The organism is Saccharospirillum sp. (assembly GCF_040881935.1).
Lineage (GTDB): Bacteria > Pseudomonadota > Gammaproteobacteria > Pseudomonadales > Natronospirillaceae > Saccharospirillum.
In genome coordinates this window covers 40089-61959 of the sequence record NZ_JBBECH010000075.1, presented here as the reverse complement: position 1 = coordinate 61959, position 21871 = coordinate 40089, and the positions used below count along the sequence as shown (strand labels likewise).

Annotated in this window: 17 protein-coding genes; 8 read left to right on the top strand and 9 right to left on the bottom strand. The window is 53.5% G+C overall.

Translation table 11 applies throughout. The annotated features are described in order from the left end of the window. Positions 1-3 precede the first annotated feature (3 nt). On the bottom strand, positions 4-756 hold the full coding sequence (locus WEB54_RS14075; protein WP_368056397.1) for a TVP38/TMEM64 family protein: 753 nt from the start codon (positions 754-756) through the stop codon (positions 4-6). A gap of 321 nt (positions 757-1077) precedes the next feature. Between WEB54_RS14075 and WEB54_RS14070 the strand changes: the two genes are divergently transcribed. The 5 genes from WEB54_RS14070 to WEB54_RS14050 all read left to right on the top strand — a co-directional run bounded on the left by WEB54_RS14070 (position 1078) and on the right by WEB54_RS14050 (position 7804). Beyond that, the gene (locus WEB54_RS14070; protein WP_368056395.1) at positions 1078-2610 is read left to right on the top strand and encodes an ABC transporter substrate-binding protein; all 1533 of its coding nucleotides are present in this window, start codon (positions 1078-1080) and stop codon (positions 2608-2610) included. Positions 2611-2746: 136 nt separating this feature from the next. Beyond that, positions 2747-3664 (top strand): ABC transporter permease, encoded by a 918-nt coding sequence (locus tag WEB54_RS14065; RefSeq protein ID WP_368056393.1) that lies wholly within the window; start codon positions 2747-2749, stop codon positions 3662-3664. A 63-nt stretch (positions 3665-3727) separates the two neighbouring features. Further along, positions 3728-4630 carry an ABC transporter permease gene (locus WEB54_RS14060; RefSeq protein WP_368056391.1) on the top strand — a complete coding sequence of 301 codons (903 nt, stop codon included), beginning with the start codon at positions 3728-3730 and terminating at the stop codon, positions 4628-4630. Between the two features lies 1 nt (position 4631). After that, the gene (locus WEB54_RS14055; RefSeq protein ID WP_368056389.1) at positions 4632-6467 is read left to right on the top strand and encodes a dipeptide ABC transporter ATP-binding protein; all 1836 of its coding nucleotides are present in this window, start codon (positions 4632-4634) and stop codon (positions 6465-6467) included. Continuing rightward, entirely contained in the window at positions 6464-7804 is a 1341-nt protein-coding gene (locus WEB54_RS14050) for a lyase family protein (protein ID WP_368056387.1), read from the top strand. The genes WEB54_RS14055 and WEB54_RS14050 overlap by 4 nt, the downstream gene beginning before the upstream one ends. On the opposite strand, the gene WEB54_RS14045 is transcribed toward WEB54_RS14050, so the two are convergent. The 8 genes from WEB54_RS14045 to WEB54_RS14010 form a co-directional block, all read right to left on the bottom strand. Further along, positions 7797-8726, bottom strand: coding sequence for a LysR family transcriptional regulator (locus tag WEB54_RS14045; RefSeq protein ID WP_368056385.1), 930 nt, complete (start codon positions 8724-8726; stop codon positions 7797-7799). The genes WEB54_RS14050 and WEB54_RS14045 overlap by 8 nt on opposite strands. A 236-nt stretch (positions 8727-8962) precedes the next feature. Next, positions 8963-9940: a PdxA family protein gene (locus WEB54_RS14040; protein ID WP_368056383.1), complete on the bottom strand. Its 978-nt coding sequence runs from the start codon at positions 9938-9940 to the stop codon at positions 8963-8965. Then, positions 9940-10410: an aromatic-ring-hydroxylating dioxygenase subunit beta gene (locus WEB54_RS14035; RefSeq protein WP_368056381.1), complete on the bottom strand. Its 471-nt coding sequence runs from the start codon at positions 10408-10410 to the stop codon at positions 9940-9942. Before WEB54_RS14035 ends, WEB54_RS14040 begins: the two co-directional genes overlap by 1 nt. Positions 10411-10432: 22 nt before the next feature. Then, positions 10433-11692: an aromatic ring-hydroxylating dioxygenase subunit alpha gene (locus WEB54_RS14030; RefSeq protein ID WP_368056379.1), complete on the bottom strand. Its 1260-nt coding sequence runs from the start codon at positions 11690-11692 to the stop codon at positions 10433-10435. Positions 11693-11705: 13 nt separating this feature from the next. Further along, complete coding sequence (locus WEB54_RS14025; RefSeq protein ID WP_368056377.1) at positions 11706-12962, bottom strand: NAD(P)/FAD-dependent oxidoreductase; 1257 nt, start codon at positions 12960-12962, stop codon at positions 11706-11708. Next, on the bottom strand, positions 12962-13297 hold the full coding sequence (locus tag WEB54_RS14020; RefSeq protein ID WP_368056375.1) for a non-heme iron oxygenase ferredoxin subunit: 336 nt from the start codon (positions 13295-13297) through the stop codon (positions 12962-12964). The genes WEB54_RS14025 and WEB54_RS14020 overlap by 1 nt, the downstream gene beginning before the upstream one ends. Before the next feature lie 133 nt (positions 13298-13430). Further along, complete coding sequence (locus WEB54_RS14015) at positions 13431-14441, bottom strand: TAXI family TRAP transporter solute-binding subunit (protein ID WP_368056373.1); 1011 nt, start codon at positions 14439-14441, stop codon at positions 13431-13433. Positions 14442-14519: 78 nt separating this feature from the next. Further along, positions 14520-16421, bottom strand: coding sequence for a TRAP transporter permease (locus WEB54_RS14010; protein ID WP_368056371.1), 1902 nt, complete (start codon positions 16419-16421; stop codon positions 14520-14522). A 397-nt stretch (positions 16422-16818) separates the two neighbouring features. On the opposite strand from WEB54_RS14010, the gene WEB54_RS14005 reads away from it, so the two are divergent. The 3 genes from WEB54_RS14005 to WEB54_RS13995 all read left to right on the top strand — a co-directional run bounded on the left by WEB54_RS14005 (position 16819) and on the right by WEB54_RS13995 (position 21772). Next, entirely contained in the window at positions 16819-17589 is a 771-nt protein-coding gene (locus WEB54_RS14005) for an IclR family transcriptional regulator C-terminal domain-containing protein (RefSeq protein ID WP_368056369.1), read from the top strand. 78 nt (positions 17590-17667) lie between these two features. Further along, a complete protein-coding gene (locus WEB54_RS14000) occupies positions 17668-19347 on the top strand; it encodes an NAD(P)H-dependent oxidoreductase (protein WP_368056367.1) in 1680 nt (559 codons plus the stop codon). 310 nt (positions 19348-19657) lie between these two features. After that, a complete protein-coding gene (locus WEB54_RS13995; RefSeq protein ID WP_368056365.1) occupies positions 19658-21772 on the top strand; it encodes an EAL domain-containing protein in 2115 nt (704 codons plus the stop codon). The last annotated feature ends 99 nt before the right edge of the window (positions 21773-21871 follow it).

The following is a 21871-nucleotide window of genomic DNA, read 5'->3' as shown; positions in this document are numbered from 1 at the left end:
ATCTCACGATACATCCTCCGACAGACCGTCAGTATCGGTGTAGCGGGCAAGGGCTCGCCGCGCCAGTCGATTCAGATAAACCACAGCGACCAGGGTTGCCACAAACCCGGCTCCATAGAGCGACCATTCCAGCGGCGTGCGCCCGGTATTGCGCACCCCCAGCGTGGTGATGTCGGCCGCCAGCGAACCAAGGTAGACGTTATGCAGGGAAAACGGGGTGAAACCGATCAGGGTCCCCACGATATAACCCGGGAATGAGAACCGGGTTAAACCGAAAAAATAGTTCGATAACTTACCCGGGAAAAAAGGGATCAGCCGTGTTAGTAAAACAATCTTCCAACCATTCGGTGTCATCTCCTGGCTGACCAGTTTGAGTTTGGCCTGCGAACGAACAAAGTCGGCCGCACGACGGCCGAAAAAATACCGCGCGATCAGAAACGCAATGGCGGCGCCCAGAGTGGACCCCACAACTACATAAAGAGTGCCTTCCACCACCCCGAACACAAAGCCAGCCCCGGTGGTGAACAACACGCCAGGCACCAGAAACACCATCACCAATGCCATCACACCGATGAACATCACCGGCCCCCAGATCCCCTGAGTTTCGACCCAGCGAAGCAGTACCACCACTTGCTCATGCACACCAAAGTACACCAGCACGCCCAATACCGCGCCCACGAACAGGATGCTCGCGACCATACCCCAGATAGGTGACACCTTAGGGGTTGAACGGGCTTTGGTTTTGGCTTCTTCCATGGGTCATCCTTATCCACAGCAAGGAGTTAGCAGCGATGATGCAGCCCAATCAGGGTAGGTTGAACCGGAGTATTGGCAAGTTGTACGGGCTGATTCCGGAAGAGATTCGATATGGTTTGGCCTTAACCGGGCACTCAATTGTCAATTTCTGAGTGAAAACACCCATCAATCTTCCCGATTATTCGAAGAGTTATCCTTATCTTTCGAATTTATTTTATTTTCGCTGGCGAGTAGTGTTTATCTCAACTGGACAGCGCGTGCATACGACAGCACAAGCTTCAGTGATATTCTCAATTCAACAACTATAAGAATGGAGAGACCATGAACACCTCAATGCTCAAAACAGCAGCACTGGCTTCGCTTGGCTGCTTTACGCTCATGGCAAGTGGACCGGCACTGGCAAGCAAAGACGACGATACGCTACGCGTAGCCCTTGCCGAAGAAATCCTCAATCTGGACTATCTCTATACCACCAAACGCGAATACATCATTCTGGCGCAAGCAACCGATGCGACCTTGTTTGATCTCGATCCTGAGACTCAGGAGTACAACCCCTCCGTCGCAACCGACTACAACTTCGTAGACGATCTAACCTTGGATGTAACCCTGCGTGAAGGCGTGATGTTTCATGATGGTACGGCGCTAACTGCAGACGATGTTATCTACACCTACAACTGGATCATTGCCGAAGAAAGCGATGCCCAGGCCAAAGGCACCATCAGCCGCTGGCTGAAGAATGCCGAAAAAATTGGCGAATACTCGGTACGGTTCCATCTGAAAAGCGTTTACCCTCTGGTGCTGCGGGATATGGCACAACGCGTGATGCTCCGCAAAGAAGGTGCCTACGTTGAAAATGGCGAGGTGAATCAGAGCACCATGGCCGATGATCTGATCGGTGCTGGCCCTTATCGGGTGGTCTCATTCGAACCGGGGCAACAAGTCGTGCTGGAACGTTTTGACGACTATTTCGGCGAACAGCCTGCTATTGAAAACATCGTCGTTCGCAACTTGCCCGATATTGGAACTCAACAAGCCGAATTGATGTCTGGCGGTATCGACTGGATGTTCAAGGTTCCTCTCGATCTGGCCGAAAGCCTGGGTGCTACGCCCATGGCGAAACATCTGAGTGGCCCGGATCTGCGAGTAGGCTTCCTGGTGCTTGATGCAGCCGGTTACACTGATCCGGATGGCCCGCTGACCGACGCCAGGGTTCGCCAGGCCGTGAACCATGCGCTTAACCGGGACGAGATGGCTGAATATCTGATCGGAGGCTCATCGGAAGGGATTCATACACCCTGTCATCCAGCTCAGTTCGGGTGCACTACAGACATTCAGGCTTACCTTTACAATCCGCAGAGAGCCCGCGAATTGCTTGCTGAAGCTGGCTACCCGGATGGTTTTCCGCTGGAACTGTGGGCCTACCGCGACAAAGCCGTCGCTGAAGCGGTTTCATCAGACCTTGAAGCGGTTGGTATCGATGTCGACTTGCGCTACGTGAAACTGGCGTCCCTGAACCAGGCTCGTGCTGAACGTGACATCCCCGCCTATTTCGGCACCTGGGGCTCTGGCGGCACCGCCGATACCGCTGCGATCGCCCGGGTTCATTTTTCCGACGAGACCGATCGAAACTTGTCTGGTGATGACGAACTGACCGAGATGGTGCTTTCGGCCGAGCAAACAGCCGATCAGGCAGAAAGAGCTGAGATCTATGAAAATGCATTGAACCGCATTGCGGATCAGGCCTATTGGGCGCCGATGTTTTCTTATTCTGCAAACTACCTGGTGTCGCCAGAACTGAATTTCCCACTAAGCCCGGACGGGCTGCCACGACTGCCACAGGCAAGCTGGGAATAATTTATAAAAAGCAGGGGCAAACGTCTGCCCCATAGTGGAATCGCGAACCAGCAAGGGTTGTCTGACGAGCGCCGTCTAACCGCCCCTTACCCGCCGGAAGCGCCTCCACTTAGCCTGCCCCTCGAAGGAGTCGTAAATGCTACGTTATATATTACAACGCGGGATTCTGGCACTGGCCGTGGCATTCACGGTGTCACTCGCAACGTTCTTTCTGTTGAATTTTGCGTCTGACCCGGCCTATTCCATCGCTGGGGAAGATGCCACGCCAGAGGTGCTGGCACAAATTCGCGAGACCTACGGCCTCAACCGGCCAGCCTTTGTGCGCTATCTGGATTGGCTGGGCAGCGTACTGCAAGGTGATTTCGGCACCAGCTACTATTGGAACAAACCCGTCGCCGAACTGGTTTCTGACCGGGCCGGGGCAACCATCACGCTGGCACTGTCCGCTGTCATGGTCACCATCATCATTGCCATTCCGCTGGGTGCCTGGGCGGCCCTGAGACCCAATACCCTGGTCGACCGATTTGCACTCACCGTGGCCGTCTCGGCACAGGCCGTGCCCAATTTCTGGCTAGGGTTGATCGTGATCATCCTGTTTGCCGTCATGCTGCCTATTTTTCCGGTCTCCGGTGATGACAGCTGGCGCCACTTCGTATTGCCAGCCTTTGTGCTTGGCGCAAGCTCAGTTCCTGCCGTCATGCGACTGACCCGTACCGGGTTGATAGACGTTATGCAAAGCGACTACATCCGCACCGCCCGCTCAAAAGGGTATCGGGGTTTCACATTGCTCACCCGGCATGCGTTACGCAATGCCTTGTTACCGGTTATCTCGGTGCTGGCGGTGCAACTGGGTCAAAAGTTTGGTGGCTCGGTCATTACCGAAAGCATCTTTGCAATTAATGGCCTCGGACGACTCGCACTGGAGTCCATCCTCGGCTCGGACATTCCTACCGTGCAAATGTTGATCTTTGTATTCGCGCTGATTTTTGTCGCCATGAATTTGCTGGCCGACATTCTGAATGCAGCTCTGGATCCTAGAATCCGCATCGGGTGAGCAACGACCGATGACTGAGCACCCATTGACTGACTGTGCTACTACAGTAAGGAAAACATCATCATGACCATCACTTTTCTGGCGGAAGAGATCGCCGAGAGCCTTCCCCCGACACCGCGACAACTGACGCTCTCCAGGGCTCTGAATCACAAAGGTTTTATCACTGGTGGCGCTATATTATTACTGTTGGCCATTATCGCAATCGCCGCGCCGCTGATCTCACCGCACGATCCTTTCGCTCAATCGCTGAGCACGCGCATGCTGCCCCCGGTTTGGGTGGAAGGCGGCAGTTGGGAGCATTTGCTTGGCACCGACCAAAACGGCCGCGATTACCTCTCCCGGCTGATATACGGGACGCGTGTCTCATTAACCATTGGTCTGGGTGCTGCCTCCATCGGTCTCGTTATCGGCGTCACTCTCGGCGTGGTCGCGGGCTATTTCGGTGGCTGGGTCGACCACGGCGTAAGCTTTTTACTTACCGCACAATTAGCCTTGCCTGGCTTGCTGCTGGCTATGGCACTGGTGTTTATAATCGGGCCATCCGTCTGGGTCGTGATCGGGATCGTCGGTGTTTTGCACTGGACTTACTATCTGGTCGTCACCCGTGCCGCTACCCAACGCATTCGCAATCTTGATTTTGTCGCGGCTGACCGGGCTGCGGGGGCTACCTCGGGTCAGATTATCCGCCAGGAAATCCTACCCAATCTGCTACCACAGATTATTGTCATCTTCACCTTTGAGGTGGGCATCGCCATTCTGGCCGAAGCCAGCCTGTCGTTTCTCGGTGTAGGCATTCAACCTCCGACTCCGTCCTGGGGTCTGATGATCGCCGAAGGAAAGATAGCCATGTTCTACCGGCCCTGGCTAGTGGTACTGCCTGGCCTGTGTCTGTTTATTCTTGTCATTGGTGCCAACTTGCTCGGTGACGGCCTGCGCGATATCACGTCACCGGAAGGGAGAAATTAAAATGACGAGCCCCCTGCTGGAAATAAATAACCTGTCTATCCGACTGAAAGTACCGTCGGGTGTATTACACGCCGTGCGCAATACCACACTGACACTCAACCGGGGCGAAGCTCTGGGCATTGTCGGCGAAAGTGGCTCCGGCAAATCACTGACCGCCATGGCGCTTATGCGTTTACTGCCCAAGGTAGCGAACGTAGAATTCGATACCCTAAAATTTGATGGTACCGACCTGGGAGACGTACCAGAGGCAACCTTCACCAGAGACTATCTGGGCCCTCGTCTCAGCATGATTTTTCAGGAGCCCATGACCTCACTCAACCCGGTATACACCATCGGCAGGCAGTTGATCGAAGCGTCGGTACGTATCGGTCGAATGACAAAAGCCCAGGCCAACACCAGAGCACTGGAGCTGCTCGACCGTGTGGGTATTCCAAGCCCCAAAGCACGTATGGCCCAATACCCCCATCAACTGAGTGGCGGGCAACGCCAGCGCGTCATGATCGCCATGGCGCTGATGCTGGAGCCCGAGCTACTGATTGCAGACGAACCGACAACCGCACTGGATGCCACCATCCAGACGCAGATCATGACGTTGCTCAACGACCTGCGCCGGGAAATGAACATGGGCATGATTCTAATCACTCATGATCTTGCCGTAGTCTCCGAGAACGTAGACCGCGTAGCGGTCATGTACGGTGGCGAAATCGTTGAATCCGGTCGCTCGGGCGACGTGCTTGCGGCCCCAGCTCATCCGTACACCCGCGCCTTGTTGACGGCCATACCCCATATGGGTGGAGAACCGAAACGCCTGGGCGCCATACCCGGTACCGTGCCTGCACTGCTGCAGCCACCCAAAGGCTGCGTATTTGCACCAAGGTGCGCCCATGCCGAACCCCGGTGCGCCACTGAAAGGCCACCCAGCCAGGGCGACAAGCACCACCACCGGCTCTGTATCCTCACTGAAAAAACATTGGCTGAGTTACCTCCGGCTGTTCCAAGCGACCCGCTACCCAAACGTGAAATGGCTCATGAAGTAGTACTGGAAGCACGTCATGTCAGCCGGGTGTTTCATTCTCGAAGTGGCCTCTTTGGTCCGCGCCATGAAATCCGTGCGGTTGACGATGTCAGCCTGTCGCTTAAACGCGGCGAAACCCTGGCACTGGTTGGCGAAAGCGGCTCTGGCAAGACAACGCTCTCACGTTTGCTACTGGGGCTGGATACACCAACCTCAGGAGAGATCCTGCTGGATGGCCAGCCCGTGGAAGCCATGGATGGGCTGCGCCGTGCTGACCTGGTCCAACCGATCTTTCAGGACCCATATTCCTCGCTTAACCCTCGGCGGACACTCGCCGACATCATTGCGCGGCCACTCGCGTTGCGGGGTGTTGGAACAGTCCGCGAACGTCAGTTGAAAGCCCGGGAACTGATGGAACGTGTGCGTCTGCCTGACCGCCTGATGCACTCCTACCCTTCCCAACTCTCCGGTGGTCAACGGCAGCGGGTCGCGATTGCACGAGCCCTGGTAACTTCGCCTGAAATTCTAGTATGTGACGAGCCCACTTCGGCACTGGATGTTTCCGTCCAGGCGCAAATTCTGAACCTGTTAGTCGACTTGCAAGCCGAGCTCGGCCTGACGTGTTTGCTAATCACCCATGATATGGCTGTCGTCCATCAGATCGCCTCACGAGTAGCCGTCATGCTCGACGGAAAAATAGTCGAAGAAGGCCCGGCGGCCGAATTGTTGGCCAACCCCAAAATTGCTTACACCCGCACGCTACTCGACGCAGCGCCTCAGTTCCGACCGACGGAAACGCCGAAAATGGAAGCGACCTCATGAACAACCAAACAGCCAACCCAGCCCCCGAAACCTTATTCTCCCAGGAAGCGGTATGGCAGTCCTGGCTTGACGTCGAAGCAGCCCTCGCGCGGGCGCAGGCCAACATCGGCATGATCCCGGCGTGGGCGGCTGCAGACATCAGTGCCAACGCCTTTCTGGATCGCATCGGCACCGATGCACTCAAGGCTTCAATTGAAAAGACCATGGCCCCCGTGCTATCGCTCACCCGATTACTCGTGGAACGTAGCGGTAAGAGTGGCGACTATGTCCATTGGGGTGCAACTACCCAGAACGTCATGCAAACCGGTAACCTGCTGATCATGCGCAAAGCTCACCAGCAAATACTGGGTCAACTGTGCAGATTCTTCGAGAGTCTAGCCACGCTAGCTGACGAGCACGCTGACACCCCGATGGCCGGACGAACTAACCGGCGCCACGCATTGCCCATTACGTTTGGTTTCAAGGTCGCCGGCTGGATCGAAGAGCTTTGCCGCGCCCATGAACGGCTGGCTCAAATAGAATCCCGTACGTTCTGCCTGCCTTTTGGTGGAGCAGTCGGCGCCATGCATTCTTACGGCAAGCAAGGCCGTGCACTGTCCAGCGCGCTGGCAAAAGAATTGAACCTTGGCGAGCTGTTAGTACCGAGTCGGGTCGTCAACGACCTCTTTGTCGATTACGTACTGGGAATATCCATGCTGGCGATGAGCATTGAGCGCATTGCACTCGAACTCTATACGCTGATGGAAGAGGAGATTGGCGAGATTTCGGAACAGTTGGCCAAGGGCGTGGTAGGCAGCTCAACCATGCCGCACAAAGTAAACCCAAAACGGGTGGTTAAAATCATAGCGAATTGCACACGGTTAAGAGCACTGGCAGCCCCCGCCATGGAGGCAGGCCGTCCAAGCCACGAAGCCGATGCATCGGCCAACTACCTGCTAACCAGCGTCATAGATGATGCCTGCCGTCTGGGCTGGGAATTGACGACAAGTTTCGCAAATTTATTGGAGAAAATTACTGTAAACAAAGCGCGAATGGCAAAGAACCTGAAACTCTCCGGCCCGGCTATGGCTTCGGAAAATTTGATGATGGCGCTCGCACCGCACATAGGTCGTAACCGGGCACATGACATCATTCACCATGTCATAGAAGATGCACCAGGCGACGACATAACGATTAACCTGGCGAGCCATCCGGAGATAGCTCCTCATCTTTCGACCGAACGGGTTACCGAACTGCTCAATGTTTCCAACTACACGGGTGACAGTGAATATATTGCCAGGGACGCAGCGCGACTGAGCCGGGCGACCGCAAACGCCATTGCCAATTCATCTAGATAAGTTCCAGACTGGCCGCCGCGTGTGGATCAGCCACACGCATGGCCTCCACGTTGGCGCGAACGGCCTCTAAAAACGATGCTGAAAGCGGCGCCCGCTGGCCTTCCGGGTGAAGCGACGCATAGGTTGTCCACTGCTCCTCAGCCAGTGGCCGCAACACGGCCGCATCGTCTGACATCAACCGGGTTGTGACCCGGTCTGTTAAAGTAATGCCCAGGCCATCGCGCACCATTTGCACGGTTACAATCGTAGAGCTGGTTTCGATCGGCACGCTTACGGTCAGTCCGTTGCGGCCCATAATGTCGTCCAGGCGTTGCCGCCAGCGCTGACGTGGGCTCAAGGCGACAAAACGCTCGGCTGCGATATCCGCTACCGACAACACCTCCCGATCAGCCAAAGGATGATTACGCGGCAACATCACTTCAACCCGACTCTTCAGGAATGGCTCGACGTCCAGATCGAGAATTGCATTCTCTACAGGCAACGAAATAAGCCCAAGGTTATAGCCTCGAGCGGATACTTTGCTTTCAATATCAAACCGGGTTTCAACGTTAAGAGTGCACTGCAGCCCTGGTCGCTCTTTTTGCATACTCGCCAGGGCGGGTGACACCAGAGTACTGGCCAATGGCGCAGCGGTAACCACGGACAACCAGTTGGAACTGCGGTTGGTAATCTCTTTTGAAATGGCCGGAATTTCCTCCAGCCCGTCCAGCGTGTGCGCAATGCGGCGGTAAAAAAGATCGCCTTCTTCAGTCAGTATCAGACTTCGTTTTTCTCGGCTAAAAAGAGTCAGATGGAGTTCGTGCTCCAGAATGGTCAACAACCGACTGGCTGCGGATGTCGATAAGAACATATTTCGGGAAGCCTCAGACAACGACCCCGTCAGAACGATTTGCCGGAAAAGTTTGAGGGAGCGTAGATTCATGTTGACTGGGTGACCTCGATAAGTGGCCAACGGAAGCCTGAACTTTCAGAATTCATCCTACTGCATGAACTAAACAATACCAAGTAGATTAATCCATGCCAGCACCTAAAAACCCGATTAAGTCATCCCTCGTCCATATCGAAAGGAACCCGTTTGATCATATCGGCCTCCGGCTTGGATAGCACATATTATTCACTGCTTAAGAAACAATTCGAATTATCAATGGCTTACATTTTTTAGCTACTATTAGCCAGGTTCTTCAGTGCCTGAATAACTGCTGCAGGTGTCGCCAAGCCTTTCCCGGCAATATCCAGAGCACTCCCATGGGCGACTGAGCCAAACAAAACAGGCGTCCCTATGGTGATTGCCGATGCCTGTCTTGGCGAGGCAACTTTAATCGGGATGTGTCCCTGGTCATGGTACATGGCGAGATAGGCATCAAATGCACGATCGGCAAACAGCGCATCAGCCCCATAGGGCCCATGGGCGTTAATACCCTCTTCAACCGCATCATCTATTGCTGATTGTATGAACAGCCCCTCTTCTGTTCCCATCAAACCACCCTCGCCAGCATGGGGGTTTAATCCGCAAACGCCAATGCGTCCCTCTGGCAAGCCAAGGACAATGAGCGCATCTCTCGTCGCTCGCAAGGCGTTCAGGATCAAAGGCCCATCCAATCGCAAAAGGGCATCTTTCAACGGTTCATGGAGCGTAACATTCACCACCCGATAGATCGGGGACATTAACATCAGGAACGTCTTGTCCAGCGGGGTACCCGTCAACTCAGCTACCAGGCCCGGATAGCCTCTAAAATGAATTCCGGCAGCGTTGACAGCGGCCTCCGTGTGAGGTGCCGCAACAACGGCATTGACTGACTGACTCTTCGCCAGTTCAATCGCAGCACTGGCATACCGATAACAGGCCAAGCCTGTAACGGAACTTACCTCCCCAAACCGCCACTCCTGGCCCTCTAGCGCTGGAACTACATGGAGTGGAACGGTTCGGCCACCGGGTAGGGAAATAGTGCCACCGTCTATCGATACTGGTAACTGGCAAGCATCAATATGTCGCCTGAGTGGTTCAACCTCTCCAACAACGATCAGATCCATCTGCCCATACAGTGACTCTTCCAGGAGAGCCTTCAACACGACCTCTGGCCCGATGCCAGCGGGGTCACCTATGGGCATTGCAATGGTAGGACGTTGATCGCTCATCACAGAGGAATCGCCAGCAGCGTATCGAACTTCTGACTGTCGCATACGACGATGCGTTCTTCGAACAATGCGGTATCGCCCTGAATCCGAATTCGATCGAGGTACATGCCGGTCGCAAACAGATGGATTTCCCCAGTGTGCATCGTACGTACCACCATGAAGTTAGACTGAACCGTTGCGATGTCGTTTTCTAAGGTGATTAGCCGAACCGCATCACCAATATGGCGGTATACCTGCTCTTCATAAATGTTTGCTTCACGCAGGGCGCTTACCCGGTCTTTCAGCATGCCCCTGGAGTTAGCCCAGATTGCGCCATGCGCGTAACCCTGGGCATGGTTTTCACGGTTAGTGACGCTATACAGGCACTTTTCAGTAAACAGTTCAGGCCATTGTTCAAGCTCGTCATTGTCAATGAAGGAGACATACTCAGCCATCAGGTTTTCGATGAGGTTACGGGTTTGTTCGTTCATTCGAATCTCCTTGGATTCAGCTTCAGGCATTGGGAACCTGGCCTTCGATTAAGGTTCGATACTTTTTCCAAAAGCCTCTAACCGAGGTTTCAGTTGCTCGGAAAGCTTGGTTTTCCGCTGTTTCGCCGCCCATCATGACCACACTGGTATCCTCTTCAGTGCCATTGATACCGCGTTGAACAAAGTTGCCAACGGCGCCATCTTCCATGGAAATAAATCCGGCGGGGCCAGCAAGGTTTGCCTGTTTTAGCCGGCGTTCTACCATGGCATCGTCATCATCCTGGAAACCCAGATAGGTCCAAACCAACTCCGTCGTCTCGACTCCAGTGGGCACTATTTGACGTATAGCGATGGCATTTTGAATTTGTTGCAAAACCAGCCCCGGGAAAACAGTCAATATCTGAAGCGTAACGCCATCACCGTATTCATCGACGCCATCAAGCAGGCTGGGGTCTTCCAATCGATATTCATCTTTACTGGAACGAATGTTCTGATTGCCATAATCATCGTTCGACAGGCTAGGATCGATCATAGAGTAGGAGACATGGTTGCCGCCGCTTTCATCCACGATGATTCCACCTTTTTGATTGAGCCTGTTTAGCTCAAAGGTAGTGAAAAAAGTATGAAGAATACTGGCATGATAGCTGTCTTTCGTATTCTCCATATAAAGCTTCCAGTTATTGTTTAATATCTGAGTATTATGCCCCAGTATTCGCACAGGTCGATTCAGCACCCGACGAATTCGGCCCGCTATTTCGCTGCCCAAATACGTCTCGATATCTGGCGCATCGTCCGAGAAGGAACCAAATACCAGTCCGGAAAATTCGGTGACGTGGATTTTCCGAAGGTTATGGTTTTCTTTCTTAAACTGCTCGGGCATTCCACCCTGGCGTTTCACACCTCGTTGAAAGGCAACCCCTGTCAGGTTACCTTTAAGATCATAGCTCCAGGCGTGGTAAACGCAGGTCAGGTTTTCGGCTTTACCTTTATGCTTCAGACACAACAAGGATCCGCGATGCGCACATCGATTAACGAAGCCATTTAACTGACCTTCTTCATCGCGAGTAATAACGATTGGTGTCTCACCAATCCTTGAGACAATAAAGCTACCCGGTTCTGGCAACTCAGCGTTAAGGCAAAGATAATTCCAGGTTGAACCCTTGAAGATTCGCTCGTTTTCAATTTTGTACTGATTTTCATCCGTATAGACCTGAAACGGAATCGTAGATACCTTGTCCGAAGGCCATTTGATACCGCCTGAGGTCGCAATTATGTCGGTCATATTCTGTATCCCCTTAGCTAACCTTCTTGAGTAATTTCTTGACGATGGGCACCAGTGGCTGGTGCTCATCTTTAAGCTCATGATCTGAAACTGGTATCACCCGCCCAACCAGCTTTCCCATGGCATTGACATCTTTCGCGGTATCAATCCCCAGTACGGCCTTTAGCACACGATTTTTATCCAACATGAAGCTGACGTGAGCGCCGCTTTCATACTGCCGTATCAGCGTTGTGGCTATCTCGTCATCAATCAAACCCACGCCCTGGATCCGCTGTTCATATTGATCTGACCAAAACGAGGCGAGGGCTTTGTATTCATTTTCCTGACCAGCAGCATTCATCCCGACACACCGCCCATGATCTTGTGCATGTCGCCATGTTTCGAGTCTGGTCAGGCCATGTCGCCCCGGTACAGGCAAACTTGCAATATCACCAGCGGCATAGACGTTGGGAACACTTGTTCGCCCCAAACCATCGACAACAACGCCATTGTCAACGTCAACACCCGCTGCCTCTGCAAGTTCTGTATTAGGAATTACGCCAATGCCAACGACCATCAGGTCTGCTTCAATGGCAGCACCATCACTCAAGCCCAAACTCACCGACCCCTGGGCCGACTCAGTGACTGATTCGATGGATTGCCCCAAGTGAAGCTCGACTCCGTGATCAGCATGCAAGCTGGCTATACGGTCGGCGGTATATTGGTCGCAACTACGCTGCAGAATTCGTGAGCCTGCTTCAACAACCTCAACCTTCAAGCCTCTGGCCCGGGCAGCGGCGGCCACTTCCAGCCCGATCAGTCCTGCACCGACGATGACAAGGCGCTTTGAATCATCCAATGCACCCTGAAGGCGCAGGGCGTCCTCCGCGGTTCTCAGCGTGTGTATTCGGGTCGATTCAACCTGCCCAAGGGAGACTGGCAGCTTACGAGCACGGGTGCCCATTGCGAGCACTAACGCATCGTACTTGATGGTTTCACCCACACTGGTAGAAAGTGATTGAGCCGCGGTATTTATGCTCTCAATACGGGTATTCGATTCGAGCTGTATTTTATTCTGATCAAACCACTCTGGCTCCATGAGGCTGGACGCGTCAAGCCGTGCCTCTGGTTTCAGCATCTGCTTTGACAGGTGGGTTCGGTCGTAGGGTGGGTAGCCGTCTTCGCCAATCAGAGTAATTCGCACCTCTGGATCGACTTCTCTGGCACCCTGGGCCGCAGAGACACCCGCAATGCCTGTACCGATGATCACGATGTGATTTGCCGTCGACATCAGGAAACGTCCAGTTCACTCGGATCAGTCAGGATGATTTCCCCACCCTCAACTTTAACCGAATACATCTTCATAGGCTGGGTAACAGGAGACGCGCAGGGCTCTCCGTTCGTTACTTTGAAACAGCCACCATGAAGAGGACACTCAATAACATCGCCATCCAGAAACCCCTCAGACAATTTCGCATTACCGTGATTACACCGGTCATCCGACACATAAAAGGTTCCATCGACATTGTAGACAGCAAGGTCATGTCCTTCGATCCGAATCGCAATAACATCGTCGATTGGAACATTCGCAACACTGGCCAAAACCAGTTGATTTGAGGTAGTCATAAAGGCTGATTCCTCATCCACCCAATTGAATTAATTTCATTTTAGTAATATTTGTTTATGTAACGATCATATGGCAAAAAAAGCCGCTCCAGATACCCGCTTTGGAGCGGCTGATCATGCACTGCGTTTCAGATCAATTATTCAGCAACTCTTGCTGCCGCGTCTCGAGTTCATCGGTCCAAACACCTTTTTCACGGAAGAACTCAATAGCCACTTCATGATAGGGAATAACCACGTCGGTGCTGGCATAGCCATCCGGAACCCAGGTTGAAAGAGTGCGGGTGATACCCGGGAGTTCATCGGCATGATCCCAGAGCGCGTTCATAACTCGCAGGATAGCTTCTTCGTCCATATCAGGACGCGCATAAAGAGTGGTTGCGTAACTCAGTACGTGTGTATCAGTGTCGATGCCAACAGGACCGGCATTGGCCAGGAACGGTACGAAAGCGGGGCCTACATCCTGTGAACGAGCCATCGCTTCTTTGGAGGGATCAATCGGTAACAAGTGAGCACCAGACGATGCATCCAGTTCCTGCAAAATGCCGCTACCAACTGACCCTACAGCTGCATCGGCACGCCCTTCCATAACAGCGCGAACACCTTCAGGGTAACTTGAAACACGCACAATCCGGATGTCGTCTGTGGTCAGCCCCGCATTGGCAAGCGCTGCCAAAGAGGTCTTGGTGGCCCCTGCAAAAGCACCGTAGTCAGCGACAACACGACGACCTTCCAAGTCACTGATCGATTCTATGTTGTCGTCTTCCCGAGTCACCAGCGACAGGCGATTGATGGAACCCAGCATCAGGGTTCTCATGTCATAGCCGTCGCCTCCATTGGCGCCGTCAAAAGGTGCTTCAGCGTCATAGGCCAGCTTCGCTTCAACAGGGCTAGCGATACCCAGGTCTGCTTCCTGCGTCATAAACATAGGAAAAAACACAGTACCAGGCTGTGGTAATACGTCTACCCGATCCCCCGTGTGCTTACTGATCGTTGCGGCAAGCGCTTGCGCCTGGGTGTAAAAAAGACTACCCGCCGGGTTACCACCCATAACGAGAATATCTGCTGATGCAACGCTTACGGAAGCACCTGCTAGCAAGCCTATGAGTGTTCGAGACAGGGTGTTCAGGGTCTTTTTATTGTTCACGGTAATTACCTCCTGAATGTGGCCATTGGCCAGGTTTGCCGAACCGGCTTGGTCCGACGGCGAATAAAAGGGCCTTCTCTAGGCGACGGCTGTTTCAATATGATTACGACGTTGCAGGGCATAAAGCGCAACGAGTGTGAGCACCGTTAGCAGCAAAACAATCCACGATGTAGCGCCCACCCAGAACGCCAGCAAGCCAGCGGCTAATGCCACCAGGCGCAGCAAGGGGTGCACAGGCTTAACCCAGTGGCCTACCAGGCTGACGGCTAATAAAAAGACTCCGACAATACCTGCCAGAACAGCGTGAATGATACCGACTGCACTGCCTTGCATTAGAAAGGCATCGTTAAATACAAAGACAAAGGGTATTAGATAAGCGATGACCGCAAACCTAAGCGCATAGAGCGCGGTACGCCAGGGGTTTGCTTCAGCAATAGAGGCAGCTACAAATACCGCCAGGCACACGGGTGGTGTCAGAAAAGAGAGTGTTCCAAAGTAAAATACGAACATGTGCGCTGACAGCTCGTTCACGCCAACCTGCACCAGGGCTGGCCCAACGAGGATAACCAGAATGATGTAGGTTGCCGTTACCGGAACACCCATGCCCAGAACAATACAGCCCAGCGCAGCAAAGAACAGCAGCAGCCAAACATTGCCCCCGGCTATCGCTACCAGGTTCTGAGACAAGCTCGACCCCAAACCAGTCAAACCCAGGCAACCCACTACCAAACCTGCCACCGCACACATAACGGCAATAAAGATCACCGCCTCGCCCGCGCTGGCCAGTACTGTCAGGTACTTGATAATACCCTGACGCATCGCCGGTACGACCAGGCTGATCACCACGGTAGCGGCCGTTGCGGCGAAGGCAGAATTTTCCGGACTCTGCATCATGCCGAACAACACATACAACAGCACACCAAAGGAGAGTGCCACAGGAATGACTTGTTTGGCCGACTGCATCATTGAGGGAAGCTCATTCGATTCCCAAGCCGAGATCCCCCCTTTCCCTGCCTCAAGATCGACTTGCAGGTAAACGCACAGATAAAACAAAAGGGCTGGAATCGCGGCGGCAAGCGCAATGGTGCTGTAAGGCACGCCGAGAAACTCGGCCATCAGAAAACCGGTTGCCGCCATAACGGGGGGTAAAACCAAGCCACCCGTAGACGCCACCGCTTCAATCGCCCCTGATTGCGTGTCTGAATAACCGACCCGCTTCATCATCGGGATCGTGATCATACCGGTGGTGGCAACATTGGCTGACGCACTGCCAGACAATGACCCGAACAATGCGCTGGAGAATACGGCCACTTTGGCCGGGCCACCACGGCGCTTTCCCATTAAGGCAAAGGAGAAGTTAGAGATCGCATCGCCACCGCCCACTAAAAACAGCACCTGCCCAAAAAGAACAAAAGCCGTCACGATAGTTGCCGCCACATAGAGAGGCGTTCCCAGAACGGCATCCGTACCCAGGTAGTTATAAATGAGCAAACGTTCAAACGGAATGTTTCGAGTTTCGAACATGCCTGACAGAAAATGGCCAAAGAACGCATAAGATAAAGCGGCCAATCCAACCAATACCATTGTCCAGCCAGCTAGTCGACGCGCAGCTTCCAATAGCACCAACAGTCCAATGGCACTCACGATAACCTTATCTTGGGTGATAAGGCCCATCATGCCGACCAGTTCGTGATACCAGAAGGCGACATAACCACCCGAGCCCAAGGTCGCGATGATCAACAACGTGTCATACCAGGGCACCCTATCGTTTGCCGCTCCCGAGTACGCCGGTTTGAGCATAAAGGTCAGCACCAGGCACAGGGTAAGAAAGAAGGCCAGGAACTGTTCCTTATAAATCACCAAACCGAATTCCGGCAGTATCCGCAGTCCAAAAATCAGCGCCGAGATGGGGACTAACGCCGCGAGTACCATCATTAGAAACGCTACGAACCCGGTAAGCTCGCGTCTGTTGCTATTCATTTGTGTCTCCACCGCTCACCAGGACAGACAGAGGCACGACTTCCTGGCGACAATCATCGGGCTTACTTAGCCCTGAACGCTTTAAGGAATGATGGTTTTCCAAACTCACAGGCACCTCACAAATTTCATTTTAGGAATTATTGTTCACATAACGGTAGTTTTAACAACGAGGGCCTGTCAATGACAAACCAAGGCATAAAGATCTCGCTGAACGATTACAGCAACCCAAATCGCTCTGAAACCCTTCACTGACGCAGATCAAGAGAGGTGTATCTATTTGTACATCAGACGGAACGGTGTGTGCGTTCCCGGGGGCAAGTCTTACAACAACTAGAGAGTGGATTGGAAATTGTGTCATTATACGAACAAATAGATTAAAAATTGGAAACCGAAAAACATGACAAAGGACACGCTGGACAAGTCCTCAGACCGCGCTCAATCGCTCTATAAAGGGCTTGTGGTCTTACAATGCTTCTCTGAAGGCCACGCGACGATGACGCTGAGTGAGGTCGCCGATACGGTTGGCATGAACCGGGCGACCACACGAAGATTCCTGCTAACACTGGTTGATCTCGGGTATCTGTCACTAGAGGGTAAACGCTACACCCTTACACCCAAGGTCATGACCCTCGGTTACAACTACCTTTCCAACCTACCCTGGTGGCAACTGGCCAATCCGGTAGCAGAGGAAATATCCCGCACGCTCAGCGAATCCTGCTCCATTGGCGTGTTATCACGGGATCAGCTGATTTTCGTAGCTCGGGCTCAAGGGCCTAGAGCACTCACGATAAACCTGAGTCCTGGCCGGGTGGTGCCGGTTCATACAGCCGGAATAGGTAGGGTTTTGTTAGCAGATCTGAGTGATGATGAGCAACAGCAGTTTTTCGAACGAAACCCGCCTACAGGTCTTACGCCCTATACTGTCACTGATGTTTCAAAGATCCGTGGAGCACTGCGTGACATCAAACAGCAGGGGTATGCCATTGTCGATCAGGAGCTGGAAGTCGGTTTGCTGGCGATTGCCGTCCCAATCCGCGACAGCCGAGGCAGAGCAGTAGCCGCTATTGGAATCAGTACCCAAGCGCAGCGCCGCACACGGGACGAGTTGGTAAATGACCTTTTGCCGGTACTAAAGAATGGGGCTGCCAAGGTTAGCCAGCTTATGTAGAACCCAGTGACGGGCAGGCCAGATGAATGATAGGGGCCGACGTCACTTAAAACTGTAAGAGTGTTCGGGAAGAACATCATGCTGCCTGAGAGATTCGAACCGACTGAGCCGCCAATAAATGTGCTGGTTATTCTAGGGCATCCTCGTGCCGACAGCTTTTGTGGAGCGTTGGCGGAGGCCTTCTGTCATGGTGCGCGCGCAGCGGGGGTGCAGCCGCGCAGGCTAGATCTATCAGAACTCGATTTCGACCCCCACTTACACACGCCCTCCCCCAACGATCAGCCACTCGAAGACGACCTGTGCAGGTCGCGGGAGCTCTTTCTGTGGGCTGATCATCTGGTATTCGTTTATCCCACCTGGTGGGGAACCGCTCCCGCCTTACTTAAGGGCTTTTTGGATCGGCTCATGGCACCAGGCTTCGCCTTCAAAACGTGCGAAGGTGGCACGGGCTATGAAGGGCTGCTTCAAGGCCGCTCCGCCCAACTGATCACCACCATGGATACGCCCCCGCTTGTGCATCGGCTTCTGTACCGGCAACCGGGCAAGAATGCCCTGGCACGGGCAACTCTGGGCTTTTGCGGCATACAACCGGTGCGTTCGCTGGTGTTTGGCTCCGTTAAGAACTCCAGCGCGGACCGACGAGAGGCATGGCTCGCCCGCGCCGAACGACAGGGCCAGCGGTTACAGCAGGGCCGGATCACCAGGATAGAACGGCTGCGGCACAAAACGGGCGCTTGGTTGCGAAGCCTGCGGCTGCAGTTCTATCCAATGTCGTGGATTGCCTATGCCATCGGGGCTCTTGCTGCCACTCCCGGCAGCCCCGTGCTCGGAACGTCGGTGTTTTGGGCTGGCTACCTCTGCCTTTTCCTTCTAGAGGTAGCAACCGTATTGGTCAATGAGGTGGTCGATCTGCCCACGGATCATCGCAATCGCTACTACAACGCTTTCACCGGCGGGTCGCGCGTCTTGGTTGACGGCTCGCTTAGCCAGCGGGAGGTCAAGGCAGGGATTGGCGTGGTACTAGTGGGCTTGTTGGCCAGCACGATCTGGTTGCTGTCGCTATCCTCGGCGCATCCGATAGCCATTATCGCAGTACTTGGCACCTTGGCCGTGCTGGCCATCGGCTACACGGCGCCGCCACTGAAGCTCAGCTATCGTGGCTGGGGAGAGGTGGATGTGGCGGTTACCCACAGCATCGGCGTGCTGCTGTGTGGCTACGTGTTCCTTGGCGGGGTCTGGAGCGACCTCACGCCATGGCTCCTCTGCGTGCCCATGTTGCTGGGCATATTGCCCTCTATCACCCTGGCGGGAATACCGGACATCCAGGCCGATGCCTTGGCGACCAAGCGCACTTTGGCGGTGCGCCTTGGATTCAAGAACGCGCTGCGTATCGCGCTCTTCTTCGTCCTGCTCTCCGCCGCAGCCGCACTTGCATGGCAAGTCTGGGGACTGGCCGGTGGCGCCTACAACGGCATTGCCTGGCTGGTCGTCCCTCACGCCGCTGTGCTGACGTGGCTCTTGTATCGACATATCCGGAGTGATCGCACGCCTGGCCGCATTGATGGGCTGATGGTTGCTTCGCTTGGCTACGTGCTGTGGTTTGGGCTGGTTCCCTTGTTGAGGTTGGCATTCGCAGACTGGGTACGGCGATGCACAGCTTGGCTAATCGCACTCCTGGCAGGAGCAATGCGGCAAAGTCGCAGGCCATGTGGCGCTGTTTTCGAATTCGGTCCCGATGGCTCTACGGGCTGGTTCTGAGACGCTTTGAACGCTGGACGTTTATGTTATTTACCGCACAGAGAATAGTAGGCATTTATGATGGAATGAATTTTGTGGCCACTTCTATAGACCTTCGAACATAGCTTTTGCGCGCAACTGTCCGGCGCATCACTAAACGGAAGCATCCGCGAAACGATTGAAACTCTCTAAAGTATTAACGTTCCTCAAGCGGTTATGAGATTGCCCAGATCAATATCCACCCATTGCTTCGACGTTTAATGTTAGATGTGCATACCCTGACATGGTTTTCCGAAACATTGCTTGAAAGGCTACAAGGAAACCTCTCGCTATGAAGCTGACCCGATTTATTCAGACAAACATGGAGCAAATGCTCAATGACTGGGAAGAAGCCGCACTGGAAATCGCCCCGGAATTGAAGGGTGAAGACAGCGCGGCCCTAAAGGATCACGCGCGTTCGATACTGGAGTTTATTTCCGACTATCTCGTTACCTCCCAGACCAACGGCGAGACGGTACGCAAAGCCCTTGGGAGAGGCAAAGTCGTTGTTTCGGCAGAGCATGCCATCGACCGTGTCAAGCAGGGGCTTTCCATGTTTCAGATGGTACAGGAATTTCGAGCCTTGAGGGCTCGGGTTACTATTGCCTGGGGCGAATTACAGAGGGGCCTCACCGAAAGAGACTATGATGAACTGATACGGTTCAACGAAGCCGTCGACCAATTGACTGCCAACTCTGTGTCCAGTTTCTCAGCACTAAAAGAACAGGAGACACGTCTAATCGACACCATGCTCAAAGCCTCTCCAGACCCTGTTGCCATATTTGAACCCAATGGCAAGTTCCTGTTTCTCAATAAAGCGATGGCCGATATGGTCAGCGCACCACCCCGTGACGTCATTGGTAAAACCCCCCGGGAGCTGAAGCTGGATTTTGCCGAGGAAATTCACGATGAAATTGAAACAGTTGTCTCGACAGGCCGGTCTCAGCGTAAGGAGTTTCACCACCGCTTACCCCCTGATCATAAATTGTATTTTGACTGCCAATTTGTACCGGTTTATGACAGCCAGAACAAAGTTGAGGCGGTCGTCAAGACTACACGGGACATCACTGAGCGCAAACTTAGCGAGTATCAGGTCTGGCGAAGCGCCAATTTCGATGAGCTCACCGGCATCCCTAATCGGCGATTGTTTCTCGACCGGCTTGAGCAGACCTTGCTTGAGGCCGAGCGCATGGAAAGCTCCTTTGCCTTGCTGTTCATCGACCTGGACCGTTTTAAGCAAGCCAACGACCAACTCGGCCACGAAGCCGGTGACCGGCTTCTGGCGCAAGTAGCCGAACGGCTAAGCACCAAAGTCCGTGCCATGGATACAGTGGCCCGTCTAGGCGGAGACGAATTCACCCTGATCTTGAAAGAAACCGGCAGGGATGGCGCGATACAAACCGCCAAGATACTTCTGTCCAGTATCGAAAAGCCGTTCAGCGTTGATTCTCACCGGATACACATTTCCGGGAGTATCGGCCTGACGCTTTTCCCCGATGACGGGAAGGATGTAGGTCGATTGATGCACAATGCCGATCAGGCCATGTACGCGGCTAAAGATCATGGACGTAATCAGGTTCAAATCTACGAGCCATGGATGGCGGAGAGTGAATCAGAGCATATGAGGTTAGCCAGGGAACTCGAGGATGCCCTCAAAGAGAACCAACTGGAGGTTTATTACCAGCCTATCATTGATACCCGCACTGGGGTCATAGCCAGAGCTGAAGCGTTGCTCCGATGGCATCACCCGTCTAAGGGGCTATTAACTCCGGAGGCATTTCTAAGTGTCACTGAACATGACAACATGACGGACAGCATCGCCGCCTTCGTACTGGAGCAGGCGGCGTTCTGCTCGTGTCTGTGGCGCGATCTGAATGACACGGTTTTTCCGATAAGCATCAACGAATCATCTGCCTTCTTCGTAACTCAAGGCCTGATAGACCATTGGCGAGCGCGTCGTACAACAATCAGCCTGAATGAGGCGTGGATCACTGTAGAACTGGCCCAAGCCTCTTTTAACAATATGCGTGCCTGCGAATTAAATCCAGTCAATGGCTTAGGTGTGTCGGGTCCGCGGCTTAATTTGGCAATCGACAATTTTGGTATCGAACCTTTCTCTCTATTGGCTCTTATGGAATTCAAGATGAACAGCGTCAAGATAGACAGGGAGTTAATCAAAGACGCTGGCCAGGGTGGAGATGCCGACCGCATGATTGAGAGCATAATTGCTATGGCTCGGGCGATAAACGTCCAGGTGGTTGGAGTGGGCGTTGAAAAGGAGGAGCAGATGCAATTCCTCTCTCGTTCTGGCTGCGATTACGTCCAGGGCTTTTTGTTCTCCGAGCCCCTACGCCAAATTGATTTTGATGCATTGCTCAGGAGGAACCGCCAGCAACTGTCTTCGTAAAGACGGTCGGCATAAGACAAAAACGGTGCACAACTAAGGCACAACATCTAAATTGTAAGTAGCCCCGAATTCAAAGCCGTTTTGCTATCCGAATACCTG